The sequence below is a fragment of the Amycolatopsis roodepoortensis genome (assembly GCF_014873915.1).
Taxonomy (GTDB): Bacteria; Actinomycetota; Actinomycetes; order Mycobacteriales; family Pseudonocardiaceae; genus Amycolatopsis; species Amycolatopsis roodepoortensis.
The window spans coordinates 552,760-578,712 of the sequence record NZ_JADBEJ010000005.1 but is presented as its reverse complement, the minus strand read 5'-3'; the positions used below and the strand labels follow the sequence as shown (position 1 = coordinate 578,712).

At 69.3% G+C, this 25,953-nt stretch carries 23 protein-coding genes; 5 read left to right on the top strand and 18 right to left on the bottom strand.

From position 1 onward, the window contains the following. Nucleotides 1–161 precede the first annotated feature (161 nt). From H4W30_RS22210 to H4W30_RS44540, 5 genes are all read right to left on the bottom strand, one after another. Nucleotides 162–785, bottom strand: coding sequence for a hypothetical protein (locus H4W30_RS22210; protein ID WP_192744615.1), 624 nt, complete (start codon nucleotides 783–785; stop codon nucleotides 162–164). Between the two features lie 142 nt (nucleotides 786–927). Then, a complete protein-coding gene (locus tag H4W30_RS22205) occupies nucleotides 928–1,470 on the bottom strand; it encodes a hypothetical protein (RefSeq protein WP_192744614.1) in 543 nt (180 codons plus the stop codon). A 100-nt stretch (nucleotides 1,471–1,570) separates the two neighbouring features. Beyond that, nucleotides 1,571–2,227, bottom strand: coding sequence for a response regulator transcription factor (locus H4W30_RS22200; RefSeq protein ID WP_126732207.1), 657 nt, complete (start codon nucleotides 2,225–2,227; stop codon nucleotides 1,571–1,573). Continuing rightward, complete coding sequence (locus H4W30_RS22195; protein ID WP_192744613.1) at nucleotides 2,206–3,276, bottom strand: histidine kinase; 1,071 nt, start codon at nucleotides 3,274–3,276, stop codon at nucleotides 2,206–2,208. Before H4W30_RS22195 ends, H4W30_RS22200 begins: the two co-directional genes overlap by 22 nt. After that, the gene (locus H4W30_RS44540) at nucleotides 3,273–4,373 is read right to left on the bottom strand and encodes a sensor histidine kinase (RefSeq protein ID WP_192744612.1); all 1,101 of its coding nucleotides are present in this window, start codon (nucleotides 4,371–4,373) and stop codon (nucleotides 3,273–3,275) included. Before H4W30_RS44540 ends, H4W30_RS22195 begins: the two co-directional genes overlap by 4 nt. A gap of 220 nt (nucleotides 4,374–4,593) precedes the next feature. On the opposite strand from H4W30_RS44540, the gene H4W30_RS22185 reads away from it, so the two are divergent. Further along, nucleotides 4,594–6,201, top strand: a complete 1,608-nt coding sequence (locus H4W30_RS22185; protein ID WP_192744611.1) for a choice-of-anchor A family protein — start codon at nucleotides 4,594–4,596, stop codon at nucleotides 6,199–6,201. A 256-nt stretch (nucleotides 6,202–6,457) separates the two neighbouring features. On the opposite strand, the gene H4W30_RS22180 is transcribed toward H4W30_RS22185, so the two are convergent. Next, nucleotides 6,458–7,336 carry a DUF2268 domain-containing protein gene (locus H4W30_RS22180; RefSeq protein WP_192744610.1) on the bottom strand — a complete coding sequence of 293 codons (879 nt, stop codon included), beginning with the start codon at nucleotides 7,334–7,336 and terminating at the stop codon, nucleotides 6,458–6,460. Between the two features lie 44 nt (nucleotides 7,337–7,380). Beyond that, the gene (locus H4W30_RS22175) at nucleotides 7,381–8,766 is read right to left on the bottom strand and encodes an alpha/beta fold hydrolase (protein WP_192744609.1); all 1,386 of its coding nucleotides are present in this window, start codon (nucleotides 8,764–8,766) and stop codon (nucleotides 7,381–7,383) included. 132 nt (nucleotides 8,767–8,898) lie between these two features. On the opposite strand from H4W30_RS22175, the gene H4W30_RS22170 reads away from it, so the two are divergent. Beyond that, nucleotides 8,899–9,792 carry a helix-turn-helix domain-containing protein gene (locus H4W30_RS22170; protein WP_192744608.1) on the top strand — a complete coding sequence of 298 codons (894 nt, stop codon included), beginning with the start codon at nucleotides 8,899–8,901 and terminating at the stop codon, nucleotides 9,790–9,792. A gap of 246 nt (nucleotides 9,793–10,038) precedes the next feature. Here H4W30_RS22170 and H4W30_RS22165 read toward each other — a convergent pair whose 3' ends face one another. Both H4W30_RS22165 and H4W30_RS22160 read right to left on the bottom strand, forming a co-directional pair. Continuing rightward, a complete protein-coding gene (locus H4W30_RS22165; RefSeq protein WP_192744607.1) occupies nucleotides 10,039–10,710 on the bottom strand; it encodes a GntR family transcriptional regulator in 672 nt (223 codons plus the stop codon). Then, nucleotides 10,707–12,140, bottom strand: coding sequence for an aldehyde dehydrogenase family protein (locus H4W30_RS22160; RefSeq protein ID WP_192744606.1), 1,434 nt, complete (start codon nucleotides 12,138–12,140; stop codon nucleotides 10,707–10,709). Before H4W30_RS22160 ends, H4W30_RS22165 begins: the two co-directional genes overlap by 4 nt. A gap of 138 nt (nucleotides 12,141–12,278) precedes the next feature. On the opposite strand from H4W30_RS22160, the gene H4W30_RS22155 reads away from it, so the two are divergent. After that, nucleotides 12,279–13,724 carry a GMC family oxidoreductase gene (locus H4W30_RS22155; RefSeq protein WP_192744605.1) on the top strand — a complete coding sequence of 482 codons (1,446 nt, stop codon included), beginning with the start codon at nucleotides 12,279–12,281 and terminating at the stop codon, nucleotides 13,722–13,724. Here the strand turns inward: H4W30_RS22155 and H4W30_RS22150 are convergent. The 3 genes from H4W30_RS22150 to H4W30_RS22140 form a co-directional block, all read right to left on the bottom strand. Continuing rightward, nucleotides 13,708–14,631: an alpha/beta hydrolase gene (locus tag H4W30_RS22150; RefSeq protein WP_192744604.1), complete on the bottom strand. Its 924-nt coding sequence runs from the start codon at nucleotides 14,629–14,631 to the stop codon at nucleotides 13,708–13,710. The two genes, H4W30_RS22155 and H4W30_RS22150, sit on opposite strands and share 17 nt — an antisense overlap. Then, the gene (locus H4W30_RS22145) at nucleotides 14,628–15,584 is read right to left on the bottom strand and encodes an aldo/keto reductase (protein ID WP_192744603.1); all 957 of its coding nucleotides are present in this window, start codon (nucleotides 15,582–15,584) and stop codon (nucleotides 14,628–14,630) included. Before H4W30_RS22145 ends, H4W30_RS22150 begins: the two co-directional genes overlap by 4 nt. Nucleotides 15,585–15,766: 182 nt before the next feature. Next, nucleotides 15,767–16,870, bottom strand: coding sequence for a zinc-binding dehydrogenase (locus H4W30_RS22140; protein ID WP_192744602.1), 1,104 nt, complete (start codon nucleotides 16,868–16,870; stop codon nucleotides 15,767–15,769). Between the two features lie 50 nt (nucleotides 16,871–16,920). Here H4W30_RS22140 and H4W30_RS22135 point away from each other — a divergent pair, with 50 nt between their 5' ends. Next, nucleotides 16,921–18,300, top strand: a complete 1,380-nt coding sequence (locus H4W30_RS22135; protein ID WP_192744601.1) for an amidohydrolase — start codon at nucleotides 16,921–16,923, stop codon at nucleotides 18,298–18,300. On the opposite strand, the gene H4W30_RS22130 is transcribed toward H4W30_RS22135, so the two are convergent. Continuing rightward, entirely contained in the window at nucleotides 18,217–18,933 is a 717-nt protein-coding gene (locus H4W30_RS22130; RefSeq protein WP_192746757.1) for an SDR family NAD(P)-dependent oxidoreductase, read from the bottom strand. The two genes, H4W30_RS22135 and H4W30_RS22130, sit on opposite strands and share 84 nt — an antisense overlap. Nucleotides 18,934–19,002: 69 nt before the next feature. On the opposite strand from H4W30_RS22130, the gene H4W30_RS22125 reads away from it, so the two are divergent. Next, complete coding sequence (locus H4W30_RS22125; protein ID WP_192744600.1) at nucleotides 19,003–19,944, top strand: aldo/keto reductase; 942 nt, start codon at nucleotides 19,003–19,005, stop codon at nucleotides 19,942–19,944. A gap of 55 nt (nucleotides 19,945–19,999) precedes the next feature. On the opposite strand, the gene H4W30_RS22120 is transcribed toward H4W30_RS22125, so the two are convergent. The 5 genes from H4W30_RS22120 to H4W30_RS22100 all read right to left on the bottom strand — a co-directional run bounded on the left by H4W30_RS22120 (nucleotide 20,000) and on the right by H4W30_RS22100 (nucleotide 25,906). Then, nucleotides 20,000–20,653, bottom strand: a complete 654-nt coding sequence (locus tag H4W30_RS22120; RefSeq protein ID WP_192746756.1) for an alpha/beta fold hydrolase — start codon at nucleotides 20,651–20,653, stop codon at nucleotides 20,000–20,002. A 75-nt stretch (nucleotides 20,654–20,728) separates the two neighbouring features. Continuing rightward, the gene (locus H4W30_RS22115) at nucleotides 20,729–21,643 is read right to left on the bottom strand and encodes an ABC transporter permease (RefSeq protein WP_225950098.1); all 915 of its coding nucleotides are present in this window, start codon (nucleotides 21,641–21,643) and stop codon (nucleotides 20,729–20,731) included. A 2-nt stretch (nucleotides 21,644–21,645) separates the two neighbouring features. Further along, complete coding sequence (locus H4W30_RS22110) at nucleotides 21,646–22,590, bottom strand: ABC transporter permease (protein WP_192744598.1); 945 nt, start codon at nucleotides 22,588–22,590, stop codon at nucleotides 21,646–21,648. Further along, on the bottom strand, nucleotides 22,587–24,167 hold the full coding sequence (locus tag H4W30_RS22105; RefSeq protein ID WP_192744597.1) for an ABC transporter substrate-binding protein: 1,581 nt from the start codon (nucleotides 24,165–24,167) through the stop codon (nucleotides 22,587–22,589). Before H4W30_RS22105 ends, H4W30_RS22110 begins: the two co-directional genes overlap by 4 nt. Continuing rightward, on the bottom strand, nucleotides 24,164–25,906 hold the full coding sequence (locus tag H4W30_RS22100; RefSeq protein WP_192744596.1) for a dipeptide ABC transporter ATP-binding protein: 1,743 nt from the start codon (nucleotides 25,904–25,906) through the stop codon (nucleotides 24,164–24,166). Before H4W30_RS22100 ends, H4W30_RS22105 begins: the two co-directional genes overlap by 4 nt. Between the last annotated feature and the right edge of the window lie 47 nt (nucleotides 25,907–25,953).

Sequence of the window (25,953 nt, the reverse complement as noted above, 5' to 3'; positions counted from 1 at the left end):
AAGCGCGGCGCGGCGGGGCTGACCTGTGGAGCGGCGGGGTGCGTTGCGAAAGCCGTCCGTGGAGCCACAAGCAGGCCGGCAAAGCTTTCGAGAGTTGTACTCCCGCTTGAAGCGCGTGAAGGCCCCCATCCCGAGGGAAGGGGGCCTTCACGCGCTACTGGCTACTTCTTCCAGATGATCGGGTCGTCCTTGTACCCGTCACCGTCGTTGAACTCGGCGCCGCCGACCTCGCCACCGTCCCTGATTGCCTGCAGCTCACAGGTCTCGTAGGTCGCGCCGGCGGTCTTGAAGTCCTTCTTCGCCGACTCGGATTGGCAGCTCGGGGTCTCGCCGGTGATGATCACGCCGGTGCTCTTGTTGTTCGGCCCGACCGCGCGCATCCGCACCGTGCTGTAGGTGAGGTCCGTGCCGCCGACGTTCTCGACCGTCATCCGGATGTACACCGGAGTCATGCCCTTGGCCTTCTCGCCGTAGGAGGCGAGGTCTTCCTTCGGGCCGAGCTCGATCGCCTTGACGGTGATCGCGATGGTGCCGGACTTGTCGTTGCCGTACTTGAACGGGACGACGGCGCGTTCGCCGACCTTGAGTTCGGTGCCGGGCGCGGTGGCGTCCGCGTTCGAGACCGGGACGGTTCCGCTGGTCGCCGGCGAGGACGCGGCAGCCGACGTCGGTGCGGGCGACGGCGCGGGAGCGGGACTGCCGCTCTCTTCCTTGCCGCCGCAGGCGGAAAGGAGCAGCACGGCGGCGCAGCCGGTGGCGGACAGGGCGATGCGGTCGAACTTCATGAATCTCCTCGGACTCCCCGCCGAATCCTGCTCCGGCGTTCTCGCCACGCACCGTAGTCGACGATGGAGTACATCAGTGTGGTCCATTCGCACCAGGAGAGGTCACGAATCGGTTACGCTTATCGGCCTAATGGGTGCGAGTTCACTTCTTCCAGGTGATCGGGTCGTCCTGATATTCGCCGTCCCTGAACGTCACGCCCCCGACGTCATCGCCGTCCTTGACGCCTTCGGTCTGGCAGGTCTCGTAGGTCGCGCCCGGCTTGGTGAACTCCGCCGGCGCCGGCTCGCCCTTGCAGGCCGGGGTGCCACTGGCCATGATCACCTTGGTGCCCTTGCCGTCCGGGTTCACGGCGCGCACCGACACCGAAGTGTCGGCGAGGTCCGTGCCACCGACGTTCTCGACGACCATCCGGACGTAGACCGGAAGGCTCCCCTCGCCCTTGTCCTTGAACTCGGCGAGATCCGCCTTGGGGCCGATCTCGACCGACTTGACGGTGATCGCGATGGTGCCCGACTTGCCCGCGTCGCTGAACGGGACGACGGCGCGTTCGCCGACCTTGAGTTCGCTGCCGGGGGCCATGGTGCCGTCGGCCCTGACGGTCTTCCCGCCCTGCCCGCCGCAGGCGGACAACAGCAGCGCGGCGGCGCAGCCGGTGGCGATCAGTGCGGTACGGGCGGACTTCATGGATCTCCTCGGACTCCCACCGGACGAACTCCGGCGTGCTCGTCACGCAACGTAGTCGCAACCGGAGGAGATCCGAGTGGTCCGTTCGCACCACAACCGATCACAAATCGCTTACGCCGATCAGCCCGTCTTGGATCGCCCGCGCGACGAGCGCGGCCTTGGTCGGAGCGTCCCTTCCCATCTGGGCGTACTTGACCCGGATCCGCTCGAGATGCGAGTTGACCGTGTTCGGCGAGATCCCCAGCCGGTGCGCGACGAAGTCCTTCGACTCGGACTGGAACCACTCGATGAGCACCTCGGTCTCGCGCGCGGAGAGGGCGGGACGCCGCTCGGAGCGGTCCCCGGCCATCGCGCCCGCCAGCGACGGCGGTGTGTACGACCGGTCGGCCGCCGCCGCGCGCACGGCTTCGAGGATGTGTTCCGCGCCTTCGGATTTGGTGATGAAGCTGAGCGCGCCCAGTTCGAGACACTGCAGGACCGTCTCGTCGTCGGCCCGCATCGAGTAGACCACGACGCGGCGGCCTGCCTCGGTGAGCCGTCGCAGATCGCCCATCGCCGGAGTCGTGCTGTTCAGGTGCAGGTCGAGGATGACGACGTCGGCCCCGGCGCCCTCGCCGATCCACGCGGCCCGCACGTCCTCGCCCTCGGCCACGACGGTCACCGGCGGTGTGCCCGACGACAGCCAGTGCACGACCCCGGCCCGTACGGCCGGATGGTCGTCGACGACCACCGCGGTCAATTCGGTCGCGAACGCCATTTCGCCTCCATCCACGATCGTTCTCCCAGTGCGTGCCATTCGACGTCGACGGCGCCCGATCCGTTCGCCGTCCGCCCGGGTTCACCGTCCGTGATCGCCGCGACGCGGATCTCGTCGTCCGCGCGCAGGACGCTGACCCTGGCCTGAGTCCGCGCGGCGGCCAGCGCGGTCATCAGCGGACCGGTCAGTTCGCGGCGGACGGAGGTGGGGACGGGCGCCGCCTCGCCGCTGACCGCCAGCGTCACCGTCAAGCCCCGTCGCTCGGCGAGATCGACGCAGGCCGAGACCTCGTGCAGCAGCGGGTCGGGGACGTCGTCGTTCTCCGCGAACAGCCGCCGTAGCTGGGTGGCGGCGAGCGCGCAACGCTGCCGGACGGCTTCGTCACGCGGGTCCAGGGTGCGGTCGGCGAGTCCGGCCAGCAGCGGCAGGGTGGCGCCGAGTTGCCCGGCGAACCGGCTCCGCTGGTCGGCCTCCCGCTGCTGGGCGAGCGCTTTGCGGTGCGCCTGCCGGTCGCGTTCGGCCGAGGCCTCGGCGGCTTCGCCCGCCCGCCGGTTGACGACCCTGATCAGCGTCAGTGTCGCGGCCTGGAAGGTGAGCACACTGAGCCCGGCGATCACCACGCTGCCGATCTCGCCGCGATCGGTGGGCACGGCGCCGAACTGCCGGACGAAGGTGAGCGTCATCTGGAGGACGAGCGCGGCCATCGCGACCGCGGGACGGTCCAGCAGCAGCACCAGCAGATGCCAGCCCGCGAGGCCGGACGCCCAGTCCGCGTCGCCGAGGAGCCGGTCCGGGGGCAGGGTCCAGATGGCGACCGCGGACGCGGCGAGGACCACGATCGACCCCGCGAGCGCGACCGGCCACGGGACCGGCTTCCAGCGCAGCACCCACCACGCCGCGACGACGAGCACGCCGGCGAGCGCGGCGAACGCGATCTTGCCGGGGGTGTCGTCCAGCCGGGTGAGGCTGAGCCCGAGCTGGATCGCCGCCGTCGCGAGCAGTACCGCGATCCGGCAGCCGCCGAGCACCCGGTCCGAGGTCTCGTTCATGCGGGCCACACCAGTTCCACCGTGGTCCCCGCGCCGGGCGCGGAGGTCACCTCGGCCCGGCCGCCCGCCGCGGCCATGCGTTCGACGAGCGAGCCACGGACACCGCGCCGCTGGGCCGGGGTCTTCGCCGGGTCGAAACCGCGGCCTTCGTCCCGGACGGTCACGCGAACGCCGTCTTCCACCGTCAGGCTGGCCTCGCCGACACCGGCGTGGCGATCGACGTTCACCAGCGCCTCACGCACGGCGCGGACCATCGCGAGCGCCGCGGACGCCGGGATCGGCGCGATCGGAGACCAGCGCGTCTCGACCTTCACCGGGCTCTGCGCGAGCACGCCGCGCAACGACGTTTCGAGATCGACCACGCTGCCGGGACCGGATTCGCCGGTGAGGATCGCGAGATCGCGGCGAGCGTATCCGGCGACCTCGGACGGCTCGGTCGTTTCACCGCGCTGGGCCACCGTGAGAAAGGTGGCCGCGGCCGTGTCGTGGAGGACGGCCAGATACTCGCGTTCCTGCAGCCGTCGTTGCACGGCAACGGATTCCTCGCGGGTCAGCCGGGCCTGGCGCTCGCGCAGATCGTCGATCCGGCGGGTCGTCCGCGACAGCAGGAGGAAGGCGAACCGGGCGAGGGTGGCCTCGATCAGCACGCGCACCACCACCCACGAACCGTCCTCGAGACCGAGAGCGATCACCTCGATCACCAGCAGGCAGGCGATGGCGGGCACGGTGACCTTCGGCGGCCATTCCCATTGGAGGGTGATCGCGGTGATGGTGAGGACGTTGAGCGCCCACTGGTTCAGCTCGGCCGGATCGGGCGCGGTCAGGAGCTGGGTGCCGCAGATCGCCGCCGCGCGCACCAGCGTCAGCGCGAACGCCACCGGTCTGCCCCGGCCGGTCCTCCCCACGAGGTGCTCGGCCACGGCGGTGACCAGGGCCAGCGCCAGCAGCCCGAACGCGAGCGGGAGCGCCCCGGACGGCGTGGCGAGCACCCCGAAAACGCTGATCACCAGCAGCCCGGCACCTCTGGCGGGGCCGGCGAACCGGCCGACCACCCGCGAGAACTCCGCTTCGACGGAGGTCTCACGATCGGGCGGCACGGCAGCAGTCAAGCAGATGCCTTAAGGATGCGCAGGTCCAGGACCCGCCAGGTCAGGGATTCGTCACAGCACCCCATGGGATTCCGCGGTCCCACGTGGAATTCACTTGTCCGGACGACACCGGAATTCCGAGAACGGGTGGGTCACCCGCCTCGCCCGGTCGGGGGTAATTCCGGATTCCGATTGTGTTCGGGCGGTGGATGGGCACAAGAATCGCCGCATGCGTGCAAGGCGATTCGCGTCCCTGTCGGCCGGTGCCGCCGCCGCGGTGTGCGTGGCGGCGCTCGTGGTCACCGACGGCGCGGTCGCCGCCCCTTTACCGGGCGGACTGGGACCCTGCGTCGGGCCGGCCTGTCCGACCAAATACCCGCCCGTGAACAACAAGGATTACGCGGGCCGCGACAACGGCATCAACGTCTATGTCGGCGGCGAATTCCAGGTACGGGAAGCCGCAGCGGAAGCCGAAGGGCGGGTTGTCGTCCTCGGTGATTTCGACATGGCGAAACGAGCGGGCGCGTCTTCCGTCTACAACGTCGGCATCGCGGGTGTCGGATCCCGCGTCCCGCCACCGGACGGCGCGGACTTCCTGACGACCGGGGGGAACGTCAATGTCGCGGCGGACCAACGTCTGCTCGCGGACGGCGGCGTCGTGCGGCACGCGGGGACCGTCACCGGGACGGTGACGGGCAAGCTCGAAAAGGATCCTGACGCGGCGAAACCCTATGTGGGCCTGCGCGAGGATCTCCGGGTGGCCAGCAAGTGCTACGCACGCGAAGGCACCACGCCGCGTCCGGCGACGGGCACGGCGGTCAACCAGGGATACCGCACCCTGTTCACCGGGGACGGGAAGTCCGCGCTGCAGGTGTTCACCGTGGACTTCGACCTGACCGGCACCACCGGGGGCATGCAGGGGATCGAATTCGAGGGCATCCCGGCCGGGGCGACGATCCTGGTCAACATGGTGGGAGCCGCCCGGACGATCAACACCTACACCGGCGACCTCAACGACCAGGATCCGCTGAACAAGCTGCGCGAGCGGCTGCTGTGGAACTTCCCGGACGCCGCCAGCGTGAAGATCGCCGGTGGCGCCCAGTTCCAGGGGAGTGTGCTGATCGGTGAGCCGGGAAGCACCGCGACCGTCACCGCCTCCGGGATGAACGGCCGCTTTTTCACCACGGGCTCGCTGGTGCACACCTCCGAGGCGACCGGCGGTGGCGGGCAGGAGTTCCACGCCTACCCGTTCAACGGCGACCTGCCCGAATGCGGCAGCACACCGACCACCACGCCGAGCAGCTCCACGTCGTCTTCGTCCTCGTCTTCGTCGAGCTCGGCCACGACGAGCAGTTCGCCGACGAGCAGCAGTTCGACCACCACGACCAGCAGTAGCTCGACCACGACCAGCGCCACGTCGACCAGCCCGACTTCGGCCACTTCCACGTCGGTCACTTCGACGTCGACGGCGCCCACCTCGACCTCGGCCACGTCGTCGAGCCAGACGAGCACCAGCTCGGCGTCGTCCAGTTCGTCCAGCAGCGCGACTTCTTCGAGCCCGACGAGCAGCAGCTCCACCTCGTCGTCGAGTTCGAGCAGCACCGCGCCGACCACGACCAGCAGGACTTCGACCACGACTCCTGGGCCCGGGGTCACGGTGACCACGACCCCCGGCCAGCCGGGCGGTACCGCGCCGGGCGGCGGACCGTCCGACAGCGGTCCGCTGGCCTCGACCGGCAGCGAGGTCCGGGGACTGCTGGTCGCCGGCTTGTTCCTGCTGCTCGCCGGTGGCGTGCTGGTGGCGCTCACGATCCGTTCGAGGCGCCGCGAGTCCTAGGCTGTCTTGTAAGTCTGCGCTCTCCTCCGGAGTCCACAAAGGACGAGGCTGCCGGCAGGATGTCTGTCGTGGGTGACAAGGGTGCTGCTAACCCTCGCGGCACTTGGTGAAGCCGCTCAAACTGGGCGGTGGCGTCCCCGAGCGGTCGCGCCGCCGGAGCGTGTCGCGAAAGCCACTTTCGCGACGCCTGATGTCCCGAAAGTGGCTTTCGCGACACCCGGGTGCGGAGACCGCCAACAGACTTACCGGACAGCGCCTAACCGAGGGCGGTGTCGATGACGTCGCGGCGGTCCGCCAGCAGGGCCTCCGCGGCCGTCCGGCCCGTCGCGGCCAGATAGGCGTCGACGAGCCGGTTGCCGACCGCGTACCCGGCGCCGGTCGGCAGGCCGACGGGTGTGCCGCCGTAGCGGGCGGCGGTCTCGTCACCGTGCACCCACGCCGTGAAGTTCTGCATGCCGGTGATCTCCAACCCGGAGACGACCTTCGCGAACACGGCGTCGTCGTGCAGATGTGGCACCCCGATGCGGGCGTAACCGAGTTCGTCGCCGTACAACTGGCGGGCGAACGCGTCGGCCAGTCCCTCGGACACGATCTGCTCGCCGACGGTGACCGTCGCCGGATCCCAGATCACCCCGCCGGGGCTGTAGCGCAGGTTGTGGTTCAGCTCGTGGACCGCCGTGGCCTCCAGCCGCGCCAGGTTCTCCGGATACGGCCAGAAGTTGAGGTGGATGTAGCCGGACACGCTGCCGTTCGCCGTCATCCCCAGATTCGGGCCCATGAAGTGCGCGTCGCCGGGATCACCCAGCACGGTGAGGACGGTGATGTCCGGGACCGTCAGCCCGGGCGTCGCGGCGAGCTGTGTGGCGACGGCGTCGTCGAGCGCCCGCTGGATCCGGTTCCAGGCGTCCGCTTCATGGAGGGCTTCGAGCGCTTCCAGGCAGCGCTCCTCGTCGCGGTCGAGCGGGAACCCGGAACTCATCGCGTGCATCGCGACCAGGTCCACCTCGCCGGGGAAGTAGCGGTACATCCCGGCCGCGGGTTCGGCCATCGCCTTGAGCATCGCGGCGCGGTCCGGCCGCGGCGCACGCAGGATCGCGCGCATCGCGGGGTAGGTGTCGAGAACGGTGATCGTCATGGAAGCGACGGTAAAGGCTCCAGTGGGTGGAGACTCAAGGCCGCTCACCTGGCGAGGAACTCCGCCACCGCTTTCCGCCCGGCCTCGCCCGGTTCCCGGTTCTGGATGGAATGCGCCGCGCCTTCGACGATCACGACTTCACCCCGCGGCGCCGCCTTCGCCTCCTCGTATGCCCACTCCATCGGTGTCGACAGGTCGTGGTCGCCGTTGAGCAGCAGCACCGGGACGTCGGGAAGTCGCCCGCCGGGGTTCGAGTTCGGCGGGACGACCGGCCACGGCAGGCAGGTCCGGACGAACCCGATCCCGGTCGCGACGGCCGGGCTGAACGGCCACGTGTCCCGCGCGGTCAGCCGCTTCTCGGTCAGTTGCAGCAGCGGTTCGCGGGCGAAACCCGGCGTTCCGGCGTCACCCCAAGGGAAACGCATGTCCGCGCACAGTGTCGCCGCGTGCAGGCCCGAACTGAACGACGTGAGCGAGTCGCCGCCGGACGCGAGATCCCGCAGCAGCGAGTCGAGTTTCGTGGTGTTCCCGCCGCGCGCGGTCCGCAGCGCGGTGATCAGGTCCGTCCCCATCGCCGAAGGGTCCCGATAGCTCGGGTCGGCGAATTCGTAGGTGACGATCATGTCGAACAGCGCGACGCCGGCCGCGGCGTCCCGGTTCCGGACCAGCCATGCGAGGTCCTCCGCCGGATCGGAATCACAGGCCGGTGGCTTGGCGCAGGCGTCACGCAGGACACGCGCGGTCGCCTTCATCGCCTCCAGGTACAGCGACTGGTCGGCCGTGGCGTGATGGGGGAGCACCGAATCGAGGATCAGTTTCGAGACGTTGCCGGGATGCGCGATGGCGTACCGCGCCGCGGTGAACGAACCGTAGGAAACGCCGTCCACCACCATCTTCCGTGCGCCCAGTGCCCGGCGGAGCAGATCGAGGTCGGCGACCGTCGCGTCGGTGCCGTAGAACCCGGCCTTGTCGCCGAGGCTCGCGGCACAGCGCGTGACCGCTTCGCGGGTGGGCGGCTCGATGTCGGAACTGCCCACCTGGGCCTGCAGATCCGGGCAGTCGAGGGCGTTCGCGCCGGTGCCCCGTTGGTCGATCATCACCAGCCGGTGGTCGGCGAACACCGCCGGCATCCGGTCGAGGAGCTTGGTGCCGAACGGGACCCCAGGCTGCCCCGGGCCGCCCGTGAGGAACAGCAGCACTCCCTTGGCCGCGGTCGCGTTGTTCGCGGTGGCGACCTGGAGGTCGAGCGTGCCCGGTGTCCGGCCGCGATGGTCGAGCGGCACGGTCAACGTCGAACAGGTGAACCGCGCGTCGTGCGCGCAGGGGCGCGCGTCTTCCAGCCGTGGTCCCGCGGTCGAAGCCGAGGCCGGACCGGCGAGCCCGGCCGTGCAGGCGAGGATCACGGCGAGAGCGAGCGTCTTCGATCGCATGGACCGATTCTGACCAGACGGGCCGGGCATCGCGCGGGGTTTCGCCGAAGTTGGTCCGGTCGGCGGACCCTGAGCCCGGACCAGGGAGAATCCCGGATGCCCCGGCGTCCGACCGCTTCTAGCGTCGTGATCATGATCCGACGGCTACTCCTGACGGTGCTCGCCGGCGCGGCGGTCCTCCTCGTGCCCTGGACCGTCTACCTCGCGCACACCCTGCCCGACCGGTACGACACCGGTCAGTGGCGCGCGGCCTGGGTCGGATTCGACATCGCTCTCCTGCTCTGCTTCGCGGCCGGTGCGTGCCTGGGACTGCTTCGCCGTCGCGCGGCAGTTCCCTTGCTGTCGGCGACTGCCGCGATGCTCTGCTGTGACGCGTGGTTCGACGTCGTGCTCGGCTGGACGTCGGCCGAACGGTGGACCAGTGTCGCGCTCGCCGTCCTCGTCGAGATCCCGGTCGCAGTGGCGCTGGCTTTGGCCGCGCGGCGGCTCTTGAGTGACCCGCTGCCGCGGCGATCGGTCACCTTGCGGGACATCGAGATGCGAGACGATCCGCGATACCAGTGGGTGACGCGCGAGCTTCCCGGTGACATGGAGGCGGTCGCGCGTCGGACGGGGCTGGAGCGTGCCGAAGTCGCCGAATGCCTGAAAACGTTACGGGACAACGGTTTCGTACGCCGTGACAGGAAAGGGAACTGGATCGCGATTCCGCAAGACCTTCGAGAGCCCGAGCCGGACGACTACGACGGCGCGGATCGGGAAAGGGTCGCCGCGTTCCTCGACGCGAAGTACGCGAACGAGGTCGCCCTGCTGTCCTGGGCCGCGGCACACCGCGACGAGTTCGGCCCGTGGGCGACGGCCCAGCGGACCTCGACGCGGCTGACCGAGGACGAGTTCCGTGAGCTGGACGCGGAGTACCGCGAGCTGATCGCGCGGTATTGCCGGCGCCGTCGTCGTCCGGTGACGGGTGAGAAGGAACTTTCCGTGCGCTTCTATGCTTTTCCGCCGCCGGAGACTGCCCCGGCCTAGGGGTTGAGTGCCGTCTTGTCCTAGCTCCCCGGTTCGGTCTGGGGTTGGGGCGGGCGGTGTCGCGAAAGCCACTTTCGGGACATCAGACGTCTCGAAAGTGGGCTTTCGCGACACGGTCACCAGGGCGGTGCCGGGCCCGGCCAAGCCCGCACCCAACAGGTCCGCGGCAGTACAGGAGGGGGGCCTTCATGTACTCGGGTGAGCAGTAGGTACTCAAGCCACGGTTGACCACAGCGTGAACCCGGGCTAAGGATGCCGCCAGGCCAGGAACGTCTCCAAAGTGGTCAGCCGGTGCTCCCGCACGGCCAGTTCGATCTCCCCGGCGGGCGCGTTCCGGTCGAACAGGTCGAGGATCTTCTGGTGCTCCCGCACGGATTCGTGCGCGCGGCCGGGGACGAAGCTGAACGTCGACGTGCGCAGCCCCGCCAGCCGGTTCCAGCCGCGGTTGACCAGATCGAGCACCTGCGGATTGGGGCACGTGCCGAACAGGACGCGGTGGAAGTCGCGGTTCAGCGCGGTGAACCGCGACGGCTCGAAGTTGTCGAGACACGCCGTCAGTTCCGCGTTGAGCCCCTTGGCCTCGTCGAGCGCCTCGCCGGGCAAGGACGGCGCCGCCAGCGCGGCGGCGTAGCCCTCGACCAGCGCGAGTGTCTGCATGGTGTGCTGGTAATCGCTCTCGTCCGCCATCGCGACCTGCGCGCCGATGTTGTGCTCGTAGGTCACCAGGCCCTCGGCCTCCAGCCGCCGGACCGCCTCGCGCACGGGTACGGTGCTGACGCCGAGTTCCTGGGCGATCTGCCCGAACACGAGGCGGTAGCCGGGGGAGAAGGTGCCGTCGTCGATCCTCGCCTTGATCCAGTGGTAGGCGATCTGCGACTTGCTCTTCGCGGTCCCGTTCACCGCGTCGCCCGTGGTCACGAGTAGTGCAGCCAGACGGATTTGATCTCGGTGTAGGCGTCGATCGCCCACGGGCCCATCTCCCGGCCCCAGCCGGAAGCCTTGTAGCCGCCCCAAGGCGCCGCCATGTCGGGGATCGGCGGCATGTTGACGAACACCGCGCCCGCCCGGATACCGTTGGCGAACCGTTGCGCGACGCCCAGATCTCGGGTCCACACGGTGGCCGCGAGCCCGTATTCGGTGTCGTTCGCGCGGGCCAGCAGTTCGTCCGGGTCGTCGTAGGCGGTGACGGCGAGGACCGGGCCGAAGATCTCCTCGCGCATGATCGTCATGTCGTCGGCGACACCGGCGAACAACGTCGGGGAGTAGAAGTAGCCGTCGCGGTCGACGGGTTTGCCGCCGGTGACCAGTTCCGCGCCCTGCTCGTTGCCGGTCGAGACGAGGAAGTCCACGTGCTCGCGGTGTTTCGCGGACACGAGGGGGCCGAGCTGGGTGGATTCGTCCAGCCCCGGCCCGAGCTTGAGGCCTTCGAGCCCGGCGGCCAGTTTCGCGACGAACTCCTGCTCACGCTTGCGGTCCACGAAGAACCGGGTGTACGCGGCACAGACCTGCCCGCTGTTCAGGGTGGCGCCCGCGAGGTTGCCCGCGACGGCGGCGTCGATGTCCGCGTCGCCGGAGATGATGCTGGGCGCCTTGCCGCCGAGTTCGAGGGTGAGGCGTTTGAGGTTCGACTCGGCGCTGGCGGCCGTGATCAGCTTCCCGACCGCGGTGGACCCGGTGTAGGACAGGTGGTCGACGTCGTCGTGCCTGCTCAGGAGCGCGCCCACGGCACCGTCGCCGGTGACCAGGTTGACCACCCCCGGCGGGAACCCGGCCTCCTGCACCAGCTCCACCAGGCGGATGCTGGTCAGCGGCGTCACCTCGCTGGGCTTGATCACCACGGTGTTGCCGGTGGCCAGCGCGGGCGCGAGCTTCCACACCAGGATCATCAGGGGGAAGTTCCACGGCGTGATCAGCGCGTTCACCCCGACCGGCTCGCGACGGGTGTAGTGCAGCGTGTCCGGGAAGGACACCGGGTTCGTGGTGCCCTGGATCTTGGTCACCCAGCCCGCGAAGTACCGGAGGTGCTCGGCCGCGCCGGTGACGCTGACCTGGCGCGAGATGCCGATCGGCTGGCCTTGGTCACGTGTCTCCAGCGCGGCCAGTTCCTCGTGATGCTCGTCGACCAGCGACGCCAGCTTGAACAGCAGCGCGGCCCGCTGGACCGGCAGCAGCCCCGCCCAGGCGGGGTCGTTCAGCGCCTTCCGCGCGGCACCCACGGCGGCGTCGACGTCGGCGGCCGACGCGGTGCCGACCTCCTCGATCACCTGGCCGGTGGCCGGATCGTACGTCGGCAATGACCCGCCTCCCGCGGCGGTCCACTGTCCGTCGATGAACAGGCGTGTGGCCATGGCTAGCTCCTCCTCGACCGGTGTGTGATCGAGTATCGGGCGCCACGAGGTCCCCGGTCTTGCCCGCCAGGGCACGCCGATTGTCGGCCAGCGAACCGAATCCGCCGGACGCCGTCGCGCCTTGCGAGGGTGGGGGACATGGACGTCATCGTGGTGGGAGCGGGTTCGGCCGGTTCGGTGGTCGCCAGGAGACTGGCCGATTCCGGGGCGTGGGTCACGCTGCTCGAAGCGGGCGGGCCGGACACCAATCCGGCCATTCACGACCCTTCGCGGGCAGGGGAGCTGTGGCACGGCCCGGAGGACTGGGACTACTACACTGTGCCGCAGCCGCACGCGGCGAACCGGCGGCTTCACCTGCCGCGCGGCAAGGTCCTCGGCGGGTCGCATTCCCTCAATGCGATGATCTGGGTGCGCGGCGCGCCTGCCGACTACGACGGCTGGGACCTGCCCGGCTGGCGGTGGGACGACGTGCGCCCGGTGTTCGAGCGGATCGAGAAGGATCTGCTCGACGTGGTGCCGAACGAGCCGCTGCACCCGATCCAGCAGTCCATTGTGGACGCGGCCGTGGAGATCGGGCTGCCGTTCAACCCGGACTACAACGCCGGCGAGCTCGACGGTGTGTCGGTGCAGCGCGTCACCACCCGCGACGGCAAACGCCTCAACACCTGGCTCGCCTACGGGCAGCCCGTGGCCGAACGGATGACCGTCCACACGGGAGCGCTCGTCCACCGGTTGCTCTTCGAGGGTGACAAGGTGACCGGCGTGCTGGCCGAGGTCGACGGCGAACTACGCAAGGTCTTCGCGGACGAAGTCGTGCTCGCCGCAGGCGCGCTGGCGTCCCCGGCGATCCTGCTGCGCAGCGGGGTCGGACCGGTCGACGAGCTGGAAGTGCACGGCATCGACGTCGTCGCGGAACTGCCGGGCGTCGGGAAGAACCTGCACGACCATCTGCTGTCGCCGGTCATCTTCGCGACCGATCGCCGCCAGGTCGATCCGCCCGCGCCCGGCCGCTCGGTCACGCAGACCCATCTGTTCTGGCGTAGCCGCCCCGGCCTGGCGGTGCCCGACACCCAGCCGATCCACTTCAGTGTGCCGATGTACGAGTCGTGGATGACCGGCCCGGAGACCGGGTTCTCGCTGATGGCGGGCATGGTCACGCCGCGCAGCCGGGGCAGTCTCCGGCTTTCGGGGCCGAGCCCGCTCGACGAACCGCTGATCGACCTGGCCGCGCTGGAGGATCCGGCCGATTTCGAAAGCCTGGTCGCGTCGGTGGAGCAGTGCCGGGAGATCGGGCGCGCGTCGGCGCTGGCCGACGAGTGGGGTGCCCGTGAGCTGTATCCGGGGCCGGACGCCGACGTCCGCGAGTACGTCCGGCGGACCGCGATCACCTACCACCACCAGGTCGGGACCTGCCGGATGGGCACCGACGCCGACTCCGTGGTCGATCCGGAGCTCGCCGTGCACGGGATCAGCGGGCTCCGGATCGCCGACGCGTCGGTGCTGCCGCGGGTGACCACGGGCAACACCAACGCGCCGGCGGTGCTGGTCGGCGAGCAGGCCGCCCGGTTCATGCTCGGCCGATGACGCGGCGCAGCCAGGAGGCCCGGGCGGCGAGCGCGGCCCGGGTCACCTCGCTGTCCGGGGCGATCCGGTCGAAACCGTGGTACGCGCCCGCCCAGACGTGCAGTTCGGTGGGTACGCCCGCCTGCCAGAGCCGTCGCGCGTAGTCGACGTCCTCGTCGCGGAAGATCTCGGCCGCGCCGACCTCGATGAAGGCGGGCGGGAGTCCGGCGAGATCGGTCGCGGTCGCCGGAACGGCGTACGGCGAGGTCTGTCCATTCAGGAGGGAACGCCAGCCGAACTCGTTGGCGGCCCTGCCCCATACCCCGCGTTCGGCGAATTCCACTGTGGACGCGGAGTCGTTGCGGCTGTCGATCATCGGGCACAGCAGGAGCTGACCGGCCAGCGCCGGCCCACCACGATCCCTGGCCAGCAAGGCGATCCCCGCGCTGAGCCCGCCTCCCGCGCTGCCGCCGCCCACGATCAACCGGCCAGGGTCGAAGCCGAGTTCGCTCGCGTGCTCGACCATCCAGGTCAAGCCCGCGTAGCAGTCTTCGATCGGCGCCGGATGCGGATGTTCGGGGGCGAGCCGATAGTCCACCGTCACCGCGACGAAGCCGAACTCCTCGACGAGGGTGACTATTCTGGGCAGGTCGGCGAACCGGTCGTCCAGCACCATCCCGCCGCCGTGGATGTTGTAGAACCCCGGCGCGTCCTCGGCGTCCCTCGGCTTGACGACCGTGACGACCACGTCGGTGCCGGGGATTTCGTGATCTTCCCAGACGAGATCCCGGTCGCCGATCGCCTCGGCACAACTCAGGTTCCCCTCGGTCATCGCCCGCCGGATCTCCGCCAGCGATCCGGCGTCCAATGGCGGTCCGGAAGGGAGCCCCGTCAGGGCTTCGGCGAGTTCGGGGTCGAAGGCCGTCACGGTCCCTCCGGGTCGACGACACCCCGGTCCGCCCAGTACGGCTCGACGAGCTCGCGGAGCTGCTCCGCGCCCACGCGTTCGACGAGGTCGACAGCGCCGAGGTTGTCCTCGAGCTGCCGGGTGCTCGTCGCGCCGAAGAGGGTGGTCGTGTTGGCCGGGTGAGTGAGGGTGAAGGCGAGACACAGCTGCGCCGGTGTCGCGTCCAGCCCGGCCGCGATCTTCGCCAGTTCCGGCGCGGAGGCGGCGATGCGTTCGCGGATGTCGCCGGGGTCGCGGCCGACCTGGCGCGCGCCGCTGTTCTTGCCCAGCAGGATCCCGCCTTCGAAGATGTCCGACGACTGGAGCGTCACCCCGAGTTCGCCGAAGACCTTCCCGAAGGGTTCACCGTCCGGAATGGACCGTCGCGCGACGCTGTACTTCAGCTGCGCGATCGCGGGCCCAGGCACGTTCTCGGCCGCGGCGAAATCGTGCAGTGCCCGGATCGTGGTCGCGGACCAGTTGTTGACGCCCCACTGCCGGATGAGCCCGGCCTCGCGGAGTTCGTTCAGATCGAGCACCAGCCGGTGCAGATCGGTGTCGTCGTTCCGGAGATCGCCCAGCACCACCAGATCGGCGTGGTCGACGCCCGCGCGGAAGAGCGCGTTGTCCAGCTGGCCCCGGAGATCGTGCTCCGGATACCCCTCCAGCCAGAGCTTGGCCGAGAACAGGTAGTCCTCCCGGCGCAGCCCGGCCGCGCGGACCATCGCGGAGAACAGCACGTCGGTGAAGACCGGTGCGGCGCCGGGGAAACCGTAGACGCCGACGTCAAAGAGCGTGATACCGGAATCGACCGCCGTGCGGACGAGGTCCACCGCCTCGCGGAAGTCCATCCGGTCGTAGGTGTGCCAGGAGCCGAGCGAGAGCACGCCGGTGAGCGGGCCGTCGCGGCCGATCCGGCGCTGGGGAATGGTCATGGATTCTCCTAGGGCTGAGTGACGGAGCTGGGGTGTGTTCGGGAAACCGGCGTACGCGTGAACCCGCCCCGGCCGAAGGCCCCGCTATCGCGGTGGCAGGGCGCCCCGTTCGGCCAAGGTACGCGTTCGACCACCAGGCGTCCTGCCGACGTCGATCGCGGTCGCGGGTTCACCGGCGGATATCACGGCAGACGGGGATCGATGACGGCTTTGAGTTCGCCGAGCCGGGACATCGACTCGACGCTCCGCGAAGCTTGGGAAAGACCGACGGGCGGGCTGAAGAGTTCGTCCCACGGCAGCCGATCGGCGAACGTGCGGAAGAAGTCCACCGAGCGGTGGTAGTCGGCGATGTCGCCGTTGAGGGATCCGACGACCGTGAGTTCCTTGCCCATCACCGTACCCAGTGCCACGGGGGAAGGCGCGGGACCGGTGGACCCGACGATCGCGATCGTCCCGCGCTGGGCGGCGAAGGCGACGGCCTCTTCACCGATCGTCGGCCCGCCGGCGAAGTCGAAGACGTGGTCGGCACCCCGGCCGCCGGTGAGTTCCTTGACCCGCTCGACGCGGTCTTCGACGCTGCCGTCGACGGGGATCGTCGCCGTGGCACCGAAACGCTCGGCTGTCTTCAACCGGTCGGCCGGTCCGCCGATGGTGATCACGTCGCCCGCGCCGGAGATCCGCGCGACCGCGGTGGCGAACACGCCCAGCGCGCCCGCGCCCTGGATCACGACGGTCGCACCGGGACGGATCCCGCCCGAGCGCGAGACGGCTCGCAGCACGGTTTTGCCCGCACAGCCCGACATGGACGCCCAAGTGTCCTTGACGTCGTCGGGCAGGAGTAGCTTCGCCGCGCCAGGAGTCACGTAGCAGTACCGCACGAGTCCGCCGGTGGCGTACGGGAAGACGTCGGAACGCTGAAGGAAACCGTATCCGCGCTTCTCGCAGGCGACCGGCTCGCGCAGGATCGTGCAGCCGTGACACTTTCCGCAGGTCGACTCGGACCAGCCGATGCGGTCGCCCTCGGCGATCTCGCGGCCGAGCGTGTCGGTGGTGCCCGGTCCGACGGCCACCACCTCGCCGACCATTTCGTGGCCCAGCACCATCGGGAGCATGCCGGGGAAGGTCATCCGGCCGGACCAGAGGTGCACGTCGGTGCCGCACAGGGTGGTGCAGGTGATCCGGACCAGCGCGGCGCCCGGTTCCGGCTCCTCGGGCAGCGGCAGTTCCCGCAAGGTGAGCGCGGAGCCGTGTTCGGTGAGCACCGCCGCTTCGGTTCTGTCGACCATTGTTTTAGTCTACAGTCGTAGGAGAAAAAGTCCAGATCCTGGAGGAAACCATGCCGTCGCACCAAATTCGCCCCGCTTCACTCGTGGTTCGCGGCGGTCCTGTGCTCACCTTCGACCCGGCGGGCACCGTCGTACGGGCGATGGCCGTGCGTGACGATCGGATCGTCGCCCTCGGCGATGTCGCCCTGGACCACATCGGCCCGGAGACCGAAATGATCGACCTGGCGGGGAGAACCGTCCTGCCCGGGATCAACGATTCGCATCTCCACGCGGCCTGGCTCGGCGCGCGGTGGCCGGACACGCTCATCGGCGGCGCCGGAATCACCGGGGGAGAAGAGAAAACCGTGCGCACCGCGGCCGAACGACGGGCGGCCATCCTGCGTGCGGGCGAGCTGTGCGCGTCGCTGGGCATCACGAGTTACACCGAACCCGGTCTGGGTCCTGGCGAAACGGGGTGCTTCGGCGCCGAAGTCTTGGAGGAGTACGCGACGCTGGCTTCGGAAGGCCTTCTGCGAGCAAGGGTGACCGCGCTGCGGCTGTTCGGTCTACTCGACGGCGCGAGTTCGCTCGAGGACTTCCGGCGTGGGCTCGCGACTCCGGCACCGGCCGCGAATCCGTTGTGGCTCACCGTGCCCGGTGTGAAGATCTTCGCCGATGGCATTCCGCCGATGCGGTCCGCGTGGACGCACCACTGCTACGCCGACGGCTCGCACGGTGCGCTGCTCGTCGACGGCGCCGACGATCCGGATCGCGCGGGCAATCTCGCCGCGATGATCCGTCTCGCCCACGAGGCCGACCTGACTGTGGCGGTGCACGCGACGGGGGATCGCAGCATCGAGGCCGCGCTCGGCTCGCTTCGCCGCGGAGACCACCTGGTGCACGGCGACCTGGTGACGGCGGATCAGCTCGCGCGGATGGCTTCGGCGGGCGTCGGCCTGACCACGCAGCCCGCGATCGCCGTGGCGATGCGGGGGATGCTGACGGACGCGCTCGGTGCCGAGGTCGGTGCTCGTGCCTGGCCGCTGACGGAGATGCTGGCCTCGGGGGTTCCGCTGACCCTGAGCAGTGACGCACCGGTGGTGACTCCTGATTGGCGGGTGCACATCGCGGCGGCGGCCCGAATGCTGGAGGCGTCCGAAGTGGACGCCGAGCTGATGGCCCGGCTGCTGCGCTGCTACACGACCGCGGCCGCCGAGCAGGACGGCGGGGCGGCCTGGAAGGGATCGCTGACCGTGGGCCGCGTGGCGGACTTCTGTGTGCTTGCCGCGAACCCGCTCGAGGTCGCGTTCGCGGACCTGCCGGACGTCGGCGTCGAACTCACCGTGTCCGGCGGCCGCGTCGTGTACTCAGGTGAGCAGCTGCCCGCCGTCGACCTGGAGGCTCACCCCGGTGAGATGGCCGGCGTCGGCGGAGGCGAGGAACAGGACTGACGGCACCACGTCGGCGACGGAAGCGATGGTACCCAAGGGGATCCTCGCTTCCCACGCCGCGCGGGCGGCGGTGTCCGAGGCGAAACCGGCGGTCATCGGGGTGAGCACCGGGCCCGGCGCGACGGCGTTGACGCGGATGCCATGCGGTGCCAATTCGAGCGCGGCCGAGCGGGTGAGGGCCTCGACGGCCGCCTTGGTGGCTTCGTAGTGGCCGAGACCCGGTGTCGGCTGACGGGCGCCGATGGAGGTGATGTTCACGATGGCGCCTCGGGTGCCGGCTTCCAGCATGTGCGCGCCGACCGCGCGGGTCATCAGGAAGGTGCCGCGGAAGTTCACCCGCATGCACAGGTCGAAGACGCCGATGTCCAAGCCCACCAACGGCCCGCCGCCCCCGGCGAGACCCGCGTTGTTGACCAGGACCTCCACCGGGCCGAACCGATCGGTGACCAGCCCCAGTGCCGCGTCCACGGAGCCGGGGTCGGAGATGTCGAGTTCGACGTGCTCCGCGCCGAGTTCTCCGGCCAGGTCGTGCGCCGCGCGGACGTCGACGTCGGCGATGACGACGCGGTCACCCGCGGATTGGAAGGCTTCGGCGACTCCGCGGCCGATGCCACTGGCACCGCCGGTCACCACGACAAGTCTCTTGTTCATTCTACGATCGTAGACTAAAACTGGTTTCCGTTGCCAGCGAAAGGAAATCTCGTGGACGAGAAGCAGAACGGCCTGGGCTTCGCCACTTCGGCGCTGAGCCTGGGATCCTGGAACACCTGGGACCGCATGGACTTCGAGGACGCGGTGCGGCTGCTCCGGTCCGCAATCGATTCCGGTATCACGCTTTTCGACGTGGCCCACTACGACATGGGGCCGCATTCCGAGCAGTCGCGGACGGACCTCCTCTTCGGGGAAGCCGTGCGCGCCGCCGGAATCGAACGCGACGAGTACCAGTTGTGCGGGAAGCTCTGGCTTTGGGACTACCCGAACACCGGGTTCGCCGAGCAGCTCGCGACCTCGTTCGACCGAGTCGGCGTCGACCGTGCGGAAGCCGTCGTGGTCGGTGACTACTTCGAGCGCCCGGATATCCCGCGCATCGTCACCGAGGTGGCGGAACAGATCCGGCTCGGCCGCTTCGGTGTCTGGGGGGTGAACAACTGGCAGGCCGCGGACCTCGACCTTGCCCTGGACTTCGCCGCGCGGGAAGGTCTTCCGGCTCCACGTTTCGCTCAGCTGAAGTACAGCGTCGTCCGCCGTTCGATGGCCGAGGGTTCCTTCTACGGCAGGCATTTCGAGGCCGGACGGTTGACCTTGCAAGCCTCGGACGTGTTCGAGGGTGGTGTGTTGCTGGGCAAGACCCCTTCGCGGAAGATCGGTGCGGATCCGGGTGGTATCCGGGAGTCGATCCGTGCCGCCGCCACACGCGTGGCCGCTGTCGCCGGGGACTTCGGGGTGAGCCCGTCGCAGTTGGCGCTCGCGTTCTGCCTCGCCTACGAGCCGGTGGCGAACGTGCTGTTCGGCGTGAGCCGGATGGCTCAGCTGGAGGACAACCTGGGTGCCGTCGCGCTCGCCGCTTCACGGGGTTCGGAGGTGCGGGCGGCGCTGCAGGATCTGTGGCTGGACCGGGAAGTGGCCGCGGACGGAACCTTCTGACGTCGGGCTCGTGAGTGGTAAGGACGGTTCTAACCGTCCTTACCACTCACGAGGCCTACTGGAGGAAATCGAGCACGGCCGCCTTGAACTCCGGGCTCCGCAGCGCCCCGCCGTGGTCCCCGGGCACCCGCACCAGCGAGGATCCCGGCACCAGCTCCACCAACGTCTCGATGCCCTGGCTCACCGGGTCGTCCACACCCGCCACGAAGCGGGTCGGCACGGAGACGGCACCGGAGACCGGCGCGAAAGGTTCCGCCCGCAGGTCTTCGATGCATCGCGCGAGCGCGGCCGGGTTCCGCCCCGGCGCGGTGATCATCTGCGCGATCATCCCCGTCAGCGGATCCGACGGAGCCTTGCCACCACTGGCGAAGGCCAGCGCGGCCGTGACGTCGACAGCGCCGAACGGTTCGAAGGGACTCACACCGGCGAGCACCAGCCGCCGGACCGGCGCCTGCGCGGGCAGCTCCCAAGCCAGCCGTGCTCCCAGCGAATAGCCGACGACGTCCACTTCGGACAGATCCGAGACCAGCCGGCTCAGCTCGGAAGTGATCGCGACGGCACCCAGCGATCCCGAGGGGGCCGGGCTGGAGCCGTGGGCGGGAAGGTCCGGTATGAGCACCTCGCGGCCCGCGGCGGTGAGCGCGGCAGGCCACCCCGTGGTGATCCAGTCGGTGTGTCCGTCGGAAGCGAATCCGTGCACCAGCAGCACAGGCGGCCCCACGACGGTTTCGGGAGCGAACCGGCGCACGGCCAGGGAAGTAGTGGCAGACAACGGGATCCTTTCTCAGCTGCCGGAGGGGCGGCGGGTGCGCAGGCGCTGCATCTCGCTCAGCGTCCGCGCGCGGGCGTCGACGGCGATCCGCAGCGACGATCCGATGAGGTTCAGCAGGAACACGCAGACCATGATCATCACGCCGGGCGCGATCACCAGCCAGGGCGCCTGCACCAGGTACGACCGGCCTTCGGCGATCATGTTGCCCCAGGTCGGGGTCGGGGGAGCGATGCCGAGACCGAGGAAGCTCATCGCCCCGTCCACGAGCATCGCCGCCGCGGACAGGATCACCACCTGCACCAGCGCGAGCGGCAGCACGTTCGGGAACACGTGCACGACGAGGATCTTCCACCGGCTCATCCCCGAAACCCGGGCGGCGCCGATGTAGGCGCGGCCGGCGATGCCGAGCACCCGGCTGCGGACGACGCGGGCGGTGAACGGCGTGAAGATCACGGTCAGCGCGATCAGCTCGGTCCAGATGCTCGCGCCGAGCGAGATCGCCAGCGCCATCGCGAGGATGATCGCCGGGAAGGACATCCAGGCGTCCATCACCCGCATCAGCACCGCGTCGGCGGCGCGGAAGAACCCGCTGATCAGCCCGATCACCAGGCCGGTGAAGGCCGCGCACAGCGTGATCAAGGCGGACAGCCCGAGCGACGCGCGGCCGCCGGAGACGAGCCGGGCGAGCACGTCCCGGCCGAACGAGTCCGTGCCGAGCGGATGCGCGGCCGACGGCGGCAGCAACCGGTTCACCGGGTCGGTCGCGCTGACGCTCGGCAGGAAGAACGGCAACACGATCACGGTCAGCACGATCACCGCCAGCACCGCCGTGGTGATCACCAGCATCCGGTTCCGCCGGAACACCCGGGCCGCGCGGCCGGCGGGACGCGGTTCGCGCACCGGCGACGTCTTTTCCACGAGAGCCATGCTCACGAGACACGCACCTTCGGGTCGAGCAGCGCGTACGAGAGGTCCACCAGCAGGTTGACCAGCACGAACAGCACCGCGACGAACAGCGTCACACCCTGGATCAGCGGGAAGTCGCGAGTGGACACCGCGCCCATCAGCAGATGGCCGAGCCCCGGCACGACGAAGATGGACTCGATGATCACGATCCCGCCGACCAGCATGGCGAAGTTGCTGCCCAGCTGGGTGATCAGCGGCATCAGCGCGTTCGGCAGGACATGCTTGGTCATGACCTGCCGCTCCGACAGCCCCTTGACCCGCGCGGTGCGCAGATACGCCAGGGGTAGCTCCCCGAGCAGGCTTTCCCGCAGGGTGAGCACGAACAACGCGGTCTGCCCGATGACCAGCACGGTCAGCGGCAGCACCAGCGCGGGCACCGCCGTCGCCGGGTCGGTGAACAGGTTCTCGTAACCGCTGGAGGGGAACCAGCGCAGCGTCACCGAGAACACCAGTACGAGCATCAGCGAGATCCAGAAGTCCGGCATCGCCATGCCGAGCGCGGAGAGCCGGTCCAGCGCCCGCGCCACCGGGTTGCGCGGCGACACCGCCTGCCATGAGGTGATCGCGACCGAGAGGAAGAAGCTGATCACCGTCGAGAGCACGGCGAGGGTCAGCGTTGGCAGGATGTGGTCGGCGACCACGCCGAGCACCGGCGCGTGATAGGTGATCGACGTACCGAAGTCGCCCTGCAGCACGTTCCCGGCCCAGCTGACGTACTGCTCCCAGAGGGTCCCGTTCAGTCCCATGCTCTCCCGCAGCGCGTCCACATCGGATGGTCGCGCGGTCGGGCCGAGGATCGCCTGCGCCGGGTCGCCGGGGATCAGCCGGATGACGAAGAACATCATCGTCCCGACGATCACCAGGATGATCACCAGGTCGCGCAGCCTGCGCAACAGCAGACCGGTCATGACGCCAGCCAGGTGTTCCAGAAGACGCGGTAGAAGTCGCCGTAACCCTTGAGCTTGGGGGAGTAGGCCGCGTAGAGCTTCGACTGGCTCAGGGTGATCACCGACAACTGCTTCCAGGTGAACGCCTGCAGCTTGTCCACCACCGCCTTCGCCTGCTCCGGCGTGGTCGAAGCGTTGAACTCGGCCATGAGCGCGTCGAGTTCGGGCGAGGACGAACCGTTCAGCGTGCCCAGGGTGAGCGCGGGCATCTGCGCGGGCGAGGTCAGCGCCGAGTCGAAAAACAGCGTGGTGATGTCCCAGCCGCCTGGTTCCTTGGTCAGTGTCCCGAGCATCGTGGCGAAGTCGAAGGTGTCGATCTTCGTGTTGATGCCGATCTTCGACAGGCTGTCCTGGATCAGCACCGCCCACTTGCCGAACTCCGGGTACGAGTTCGTGGTGACGATGCGGATCGTGGCACCGGCGGTGATCCCGGCCTCGGCCAGCAGCCGCTTGGCCTTCTCGGGGTCGTGCGCCTTGTAGACCTCTTCGCCCGCGGTGGAGTAGAACTGCTTGTTGTCCGGCGACGCGAAGGCGCCGGTCTCGAGGGTGAGGTCCTTGCTGCCGCCGGTCGCCGCGTTGATCGCGGGCTTGTCGAGCAGCAGGTTCAGCGCCTCGCGGGCGCGAGGATCGGCGAACTTCGACCCGGTGTTGAAGTTCGGGATCACCACGTTGTCGTTGCCTCCGGGGAGGTTGTGCACGACCACGGCCGGGTTGTTGCGCAGCGGCTCGTACTGGTCGTTCGTGGGCATGATGTGGTCCCACTGGCCGGTCTGAAGGCCGTTGATCAGCGCGTCCTGGTCGGAGACCACCTTGTAGGTCACGGTGTCCAGGTACGCGTGCTTGGCGCCCGCCTGCCCGCCCCAGTCCTCTTCGGACCGGGACTTGTAGCCGTCGTACCGCTCCAGCACCAGTTCACGGCCGATGTCCCAGCTCTTGAGCTTGTACGGCCCGGTCCCGATCGCCTTCTCCTGGGCGAACCCGGTCGGCGCGACACCGGTGAGGTTCTTCGCCTCGTAGATCTCCGTGCCCGCGCCGGCGAGTTCGTTGATCAGCGGGTAGCGCGGCTTCTTGAGCTTGATGGTCACCGTCGCCGGATCGGCAGGCGTGATCGACTCGATGTCCGGGGTGACCAGCTGCCCGGTGCGGTGCACCTGCTGCCACCGCTTCAGGCTCGCCACGACGTCCTCGGACGTCAGCGGATTGCCGTCGTGGAAGGTGACGCCCTGGCGGAGCTTGAAGGTGTAGGTGAGCCGGTCCGGGCTGGTGGTGTAGTCCTCGACCAGCATGGGGCGGGCGGTGAAGCCCTTGTCCACCTCGAACAGCTTCTCGTACATCATGTTGCCGATATGCGCGGTCACCTGGCCGGGGTTGGCGACCATGTCGAGCGACTGCGGATCGGTGGGCACGGCGACCTTCAGGTTGCCGCCCCGGACCGGCGGCCCGTCAGCGGCCCCACCGCCGGCCTGCCCTCCCATGCACGAGGTGAGCAGCAGGACGGTCGCCAGGCCGAGCGCGGCCTTGGTCAGGGTTCGTCTCATGGGTTCCGCACTCCAATTTCGGGGTTCGCCGCGAGGAGACGGCGGGTGTACTCGTGCCGGGCGCGGAGCCGGATCTCGTCCGGCTCGCCGATCTCGATCAGTTCCCCCCGGTACATGACGCCGACGCGGTCGGCGACCGAGAGCACCAGGCTGAGGTTGTGCGTGATGAACAGGAAGCTGAGCGCGCGGGTGCGCCGCAGGTCCAGCAGCAGGTTCATCACCTGGCCCTGCACCGAGACGTCGAGCGCGGAGGTGGGCTCGTCGGCGACGATGAGGTCGGGTTCCGCCGCGATCGCGCGGGCGATCGAGACGCGCTGTCGTTGCCCGCCGGAGAGCTGTGAGGGCAGCTTCTTCGCGGTGTCGGACGGAAGCCCGACCTCGTCGATGAGCTCGGTGACGCGGCGGTCGAGTTCGGCGCCGCGGAGGCCGGTGAGCTCCCGCAGTGGTTCGGCGATGATCCGGGCGGCTGTGTGGCGTGGATCGAGCGAGCTCTGCGGGTCCTGGAAGATGAGCTGCGTGCGGCGGCGGAACGCGCGCTCGTCGCCGTCGAGCCCGGACGGGGTGCACCGGTGCTCCCCGAAGGAGATGGTGCCCGAGGTGGGCGGCTCCAGCGCGCTCACCAGCCTGCCGAGCGTGGTCTTGCCCGAACCGGATTCCCCGACCAGGCCGAAGAACTCGCCGGGAGCGATCTCCAACGAGACGTCCTTGACCGCGTGCACCTCGGGCTCACGGCTCAGGGAGAACCGGCCGCGACGTCCGTACACTTTGGACACGGAATCGATGACGAGTGCGGTGCCCTCACCGGTGTCCCCGGTCTTCGCGCGGCTCAACGACCTGGTCTCGGTGGCGACGGCCGATTGACCGTTCATCGCGGCTTCCAGCAGTGCCTCGGAGATGGTGGGGAAACCGTCGCGCCTGCTGACCCCGAGCTGAGGGACGCAGTCGAGCAAAGCCTTGGTGTAGGGATGCTTCGGCGTGTACAGAATGTCCTCTGTGGACCCGAGCTCGACGAGTTCGCCGCGGTACATCACCGCGATCCGGTCCGCCACCTGTGCGGCCACGCCCATGTCGTGCGTGATGAAGACGCACGCGGTGCCGTGGTCGCGGCGGACGCGGTCGAACAGGGTGAGGATCTCCGCCTGCGTGGTCACGTCCAGTGCCGTGGTCGGCTCGTCGGCGATCAGCAGGCTCGGGTCGGCCATCAACGCCAGCGCGATCATCACGCGCTGCTGCATCCCGCCCGACATCTGGTGCGGATAAAGGGAAAGCACGCGGTCGGTGTCGGTGAGGCCGACCTCCTTCAGCAGGCCGCGCGCCTTCGTCTCGGCTTCGCGGTGCAACGGCGTGCCCTTGCGCACGGCCTGGCGCGGCAGGGAGCCGGGCTTCCGGTAGGCCTCGATCAGCTGCTTGCCGACCCGCCGGCTCGGGTTCAGTGAATCCAAGGCCTCCTGGAAGATCATGCCGATCCGCGGGCCGCGGTACGCCCGCATCTCGTCGGCGGAAAGCCTCGTGACGTCCACGCCGTCGACGGTGATCTCACCGCGCGTGAACACGGGCGCGACGAACTCCAGCAACCGGATGATCGACAAGGCCGTCACCGTTTTACCACTGCCGGATTCGCCGACCACGCAGAGTGTCCGGCCTTGATCGAGATCGAACGAAAGTTCGCGCACCAGCTCGCGTTCGGTCTCGTCGGCGATGACGCCGACGGTGAGTTCTCGTAATTCGAGCAGGGTCATGAATCCCCTTTCCCGAGCCCGCCCGGAGCGGGCCGCACTGCCGGGGA

What these genes read in the sequence shown, in the direction of transcription:
- H4W30_RS22210 (WP_192744615.1), bottom strand. Translation starts at nt 785, where the DNA reads ATGAAGTTCGACCGCATCGCCCTGTCCGCCACCGGCTGCGCCGCCGTG.
- H4W30_RS22205 (WP_192744614.1), bottom strand. Translation starts at nt 1,470, where the DNA reads ATGAAGTCCGCCCGTACCGCACTGATCGCCACCGGCTGCGCCGCCGCG.
- H4W30_RS22200 (WP_126732207.1), bottom strand. Translation starts at nt 2,227, where the DNA reads ATGGCGTTCGCGACCGAATTGACCGCGGTGGTCGTCGACGACCATCCG.
- H4W30_RS22195 (WP_192744613.1), bottom strand. Translation starts at nt 3,276, where the DNA reads ATGAACGAGACCTCGGACCGGGTGCTCGGCGGCTGCCGGATCGCGGTA.
- H4W30_RS22185 (WP_192744611.1), top strand. Translation starts at nt 4,594, where the DNA reads ATGCGTGCAAGGCGATTCGCGTCCCTGTCGGCCGGTGCCGCCGCCGCG.
- H4W30_RS22180 (WP_192744610.1), bottom strand. Translation starts at nt 7,336, where the DNA reads ATGACGATCACCGTTCTCGACACCTACCCCGCGATGCGCGCGATCCTG.
- H4W30_RS22175 (WP_192744609.1), bottom strand. Translation starts at nt 8,766, where the DNA reads ATGCGATCGAAGACGCTCGCTCTCGCCGTGATCCTCGCCTGCACGGCC.
- H4W30_RS22170 (WP_192744608.1), top strand. Translation starts at nt 8,899, where the DNA reads ATGATCCGACGGCTACTCCTGACGGTGCTCGCCGGCGCGGCGGTCCTC.
- H4W30_RS22160 (WP_192744606.1), bottom strand. Translation starts at nt 12,140, where the DNA reads ATGGCCACACGCCTGTTCATCGACGGACAGTGGACCGCCGCGGGAGGC.
- H4W30_RS22155 (WP_192744605.1), top strand. Translation starts at nt 12,279, where the DNA reads ATGGACGTCATCGTGGTGGGAGCGGGTTCGGCCGGTTCGGTGGTCGCC.
- H4W30_RS22145 (WP_192744603.1), bottom strand. Translation starts at nt 15,584, where the DNA reads ATGACCATTCCCCAGCGCCGGATCGGCCGCGACGGCCCGCTCACCGGC.
- H4W30_RS22140 (WP_192744602.1), bottom strand. Translation starts at nt 16,870, where the DNA reads ATGGTCGACAGAACCGAAGCGGCGGTGCTCACCGAACACGGCTCCGCG.
- H4W30_RS22135 (WP_192744601.1), top strand. Translation starts at nt 16,921, where the DNA reads ATGCCGTCGCACCAAATTCGCCCCGCTTCACTCGTGGTTCGCGGCGGT.
- H4W30_RS22115 (WP_225950098.1), bottom strand. Translation starts at nt 21,643, where the DNA reads ATGGCTCTCGTGGAAAAGACGTCGCCGGTGCGCGAACCGCGTCCCGCC.
- H4W30_RS22110 (WP_192744598.1), bottom strand. Translation starts at nt 22,590, where the DNA reads ATGACCGGTCTGCTGTTGCGCAGGCTGCGCGACCTGGTGATCATCCTG.
- H4W30_RS22105 (WP_192744597.1), bottom strand. Translation starts at nt 24,167, where the DNA reads ATGAGACGAACCCTGACCAAGGCCGCGCTCGGCCTGGCGACCGTCCTG.
- H4W30_RS22100 (WP_192744596.1), bottom strand. Translation starts at nt 25,906, where the DNA reads ATGACCCTGCTCGAATTACGAGAACTCACCGTCGGCGTCATCGCCGAC.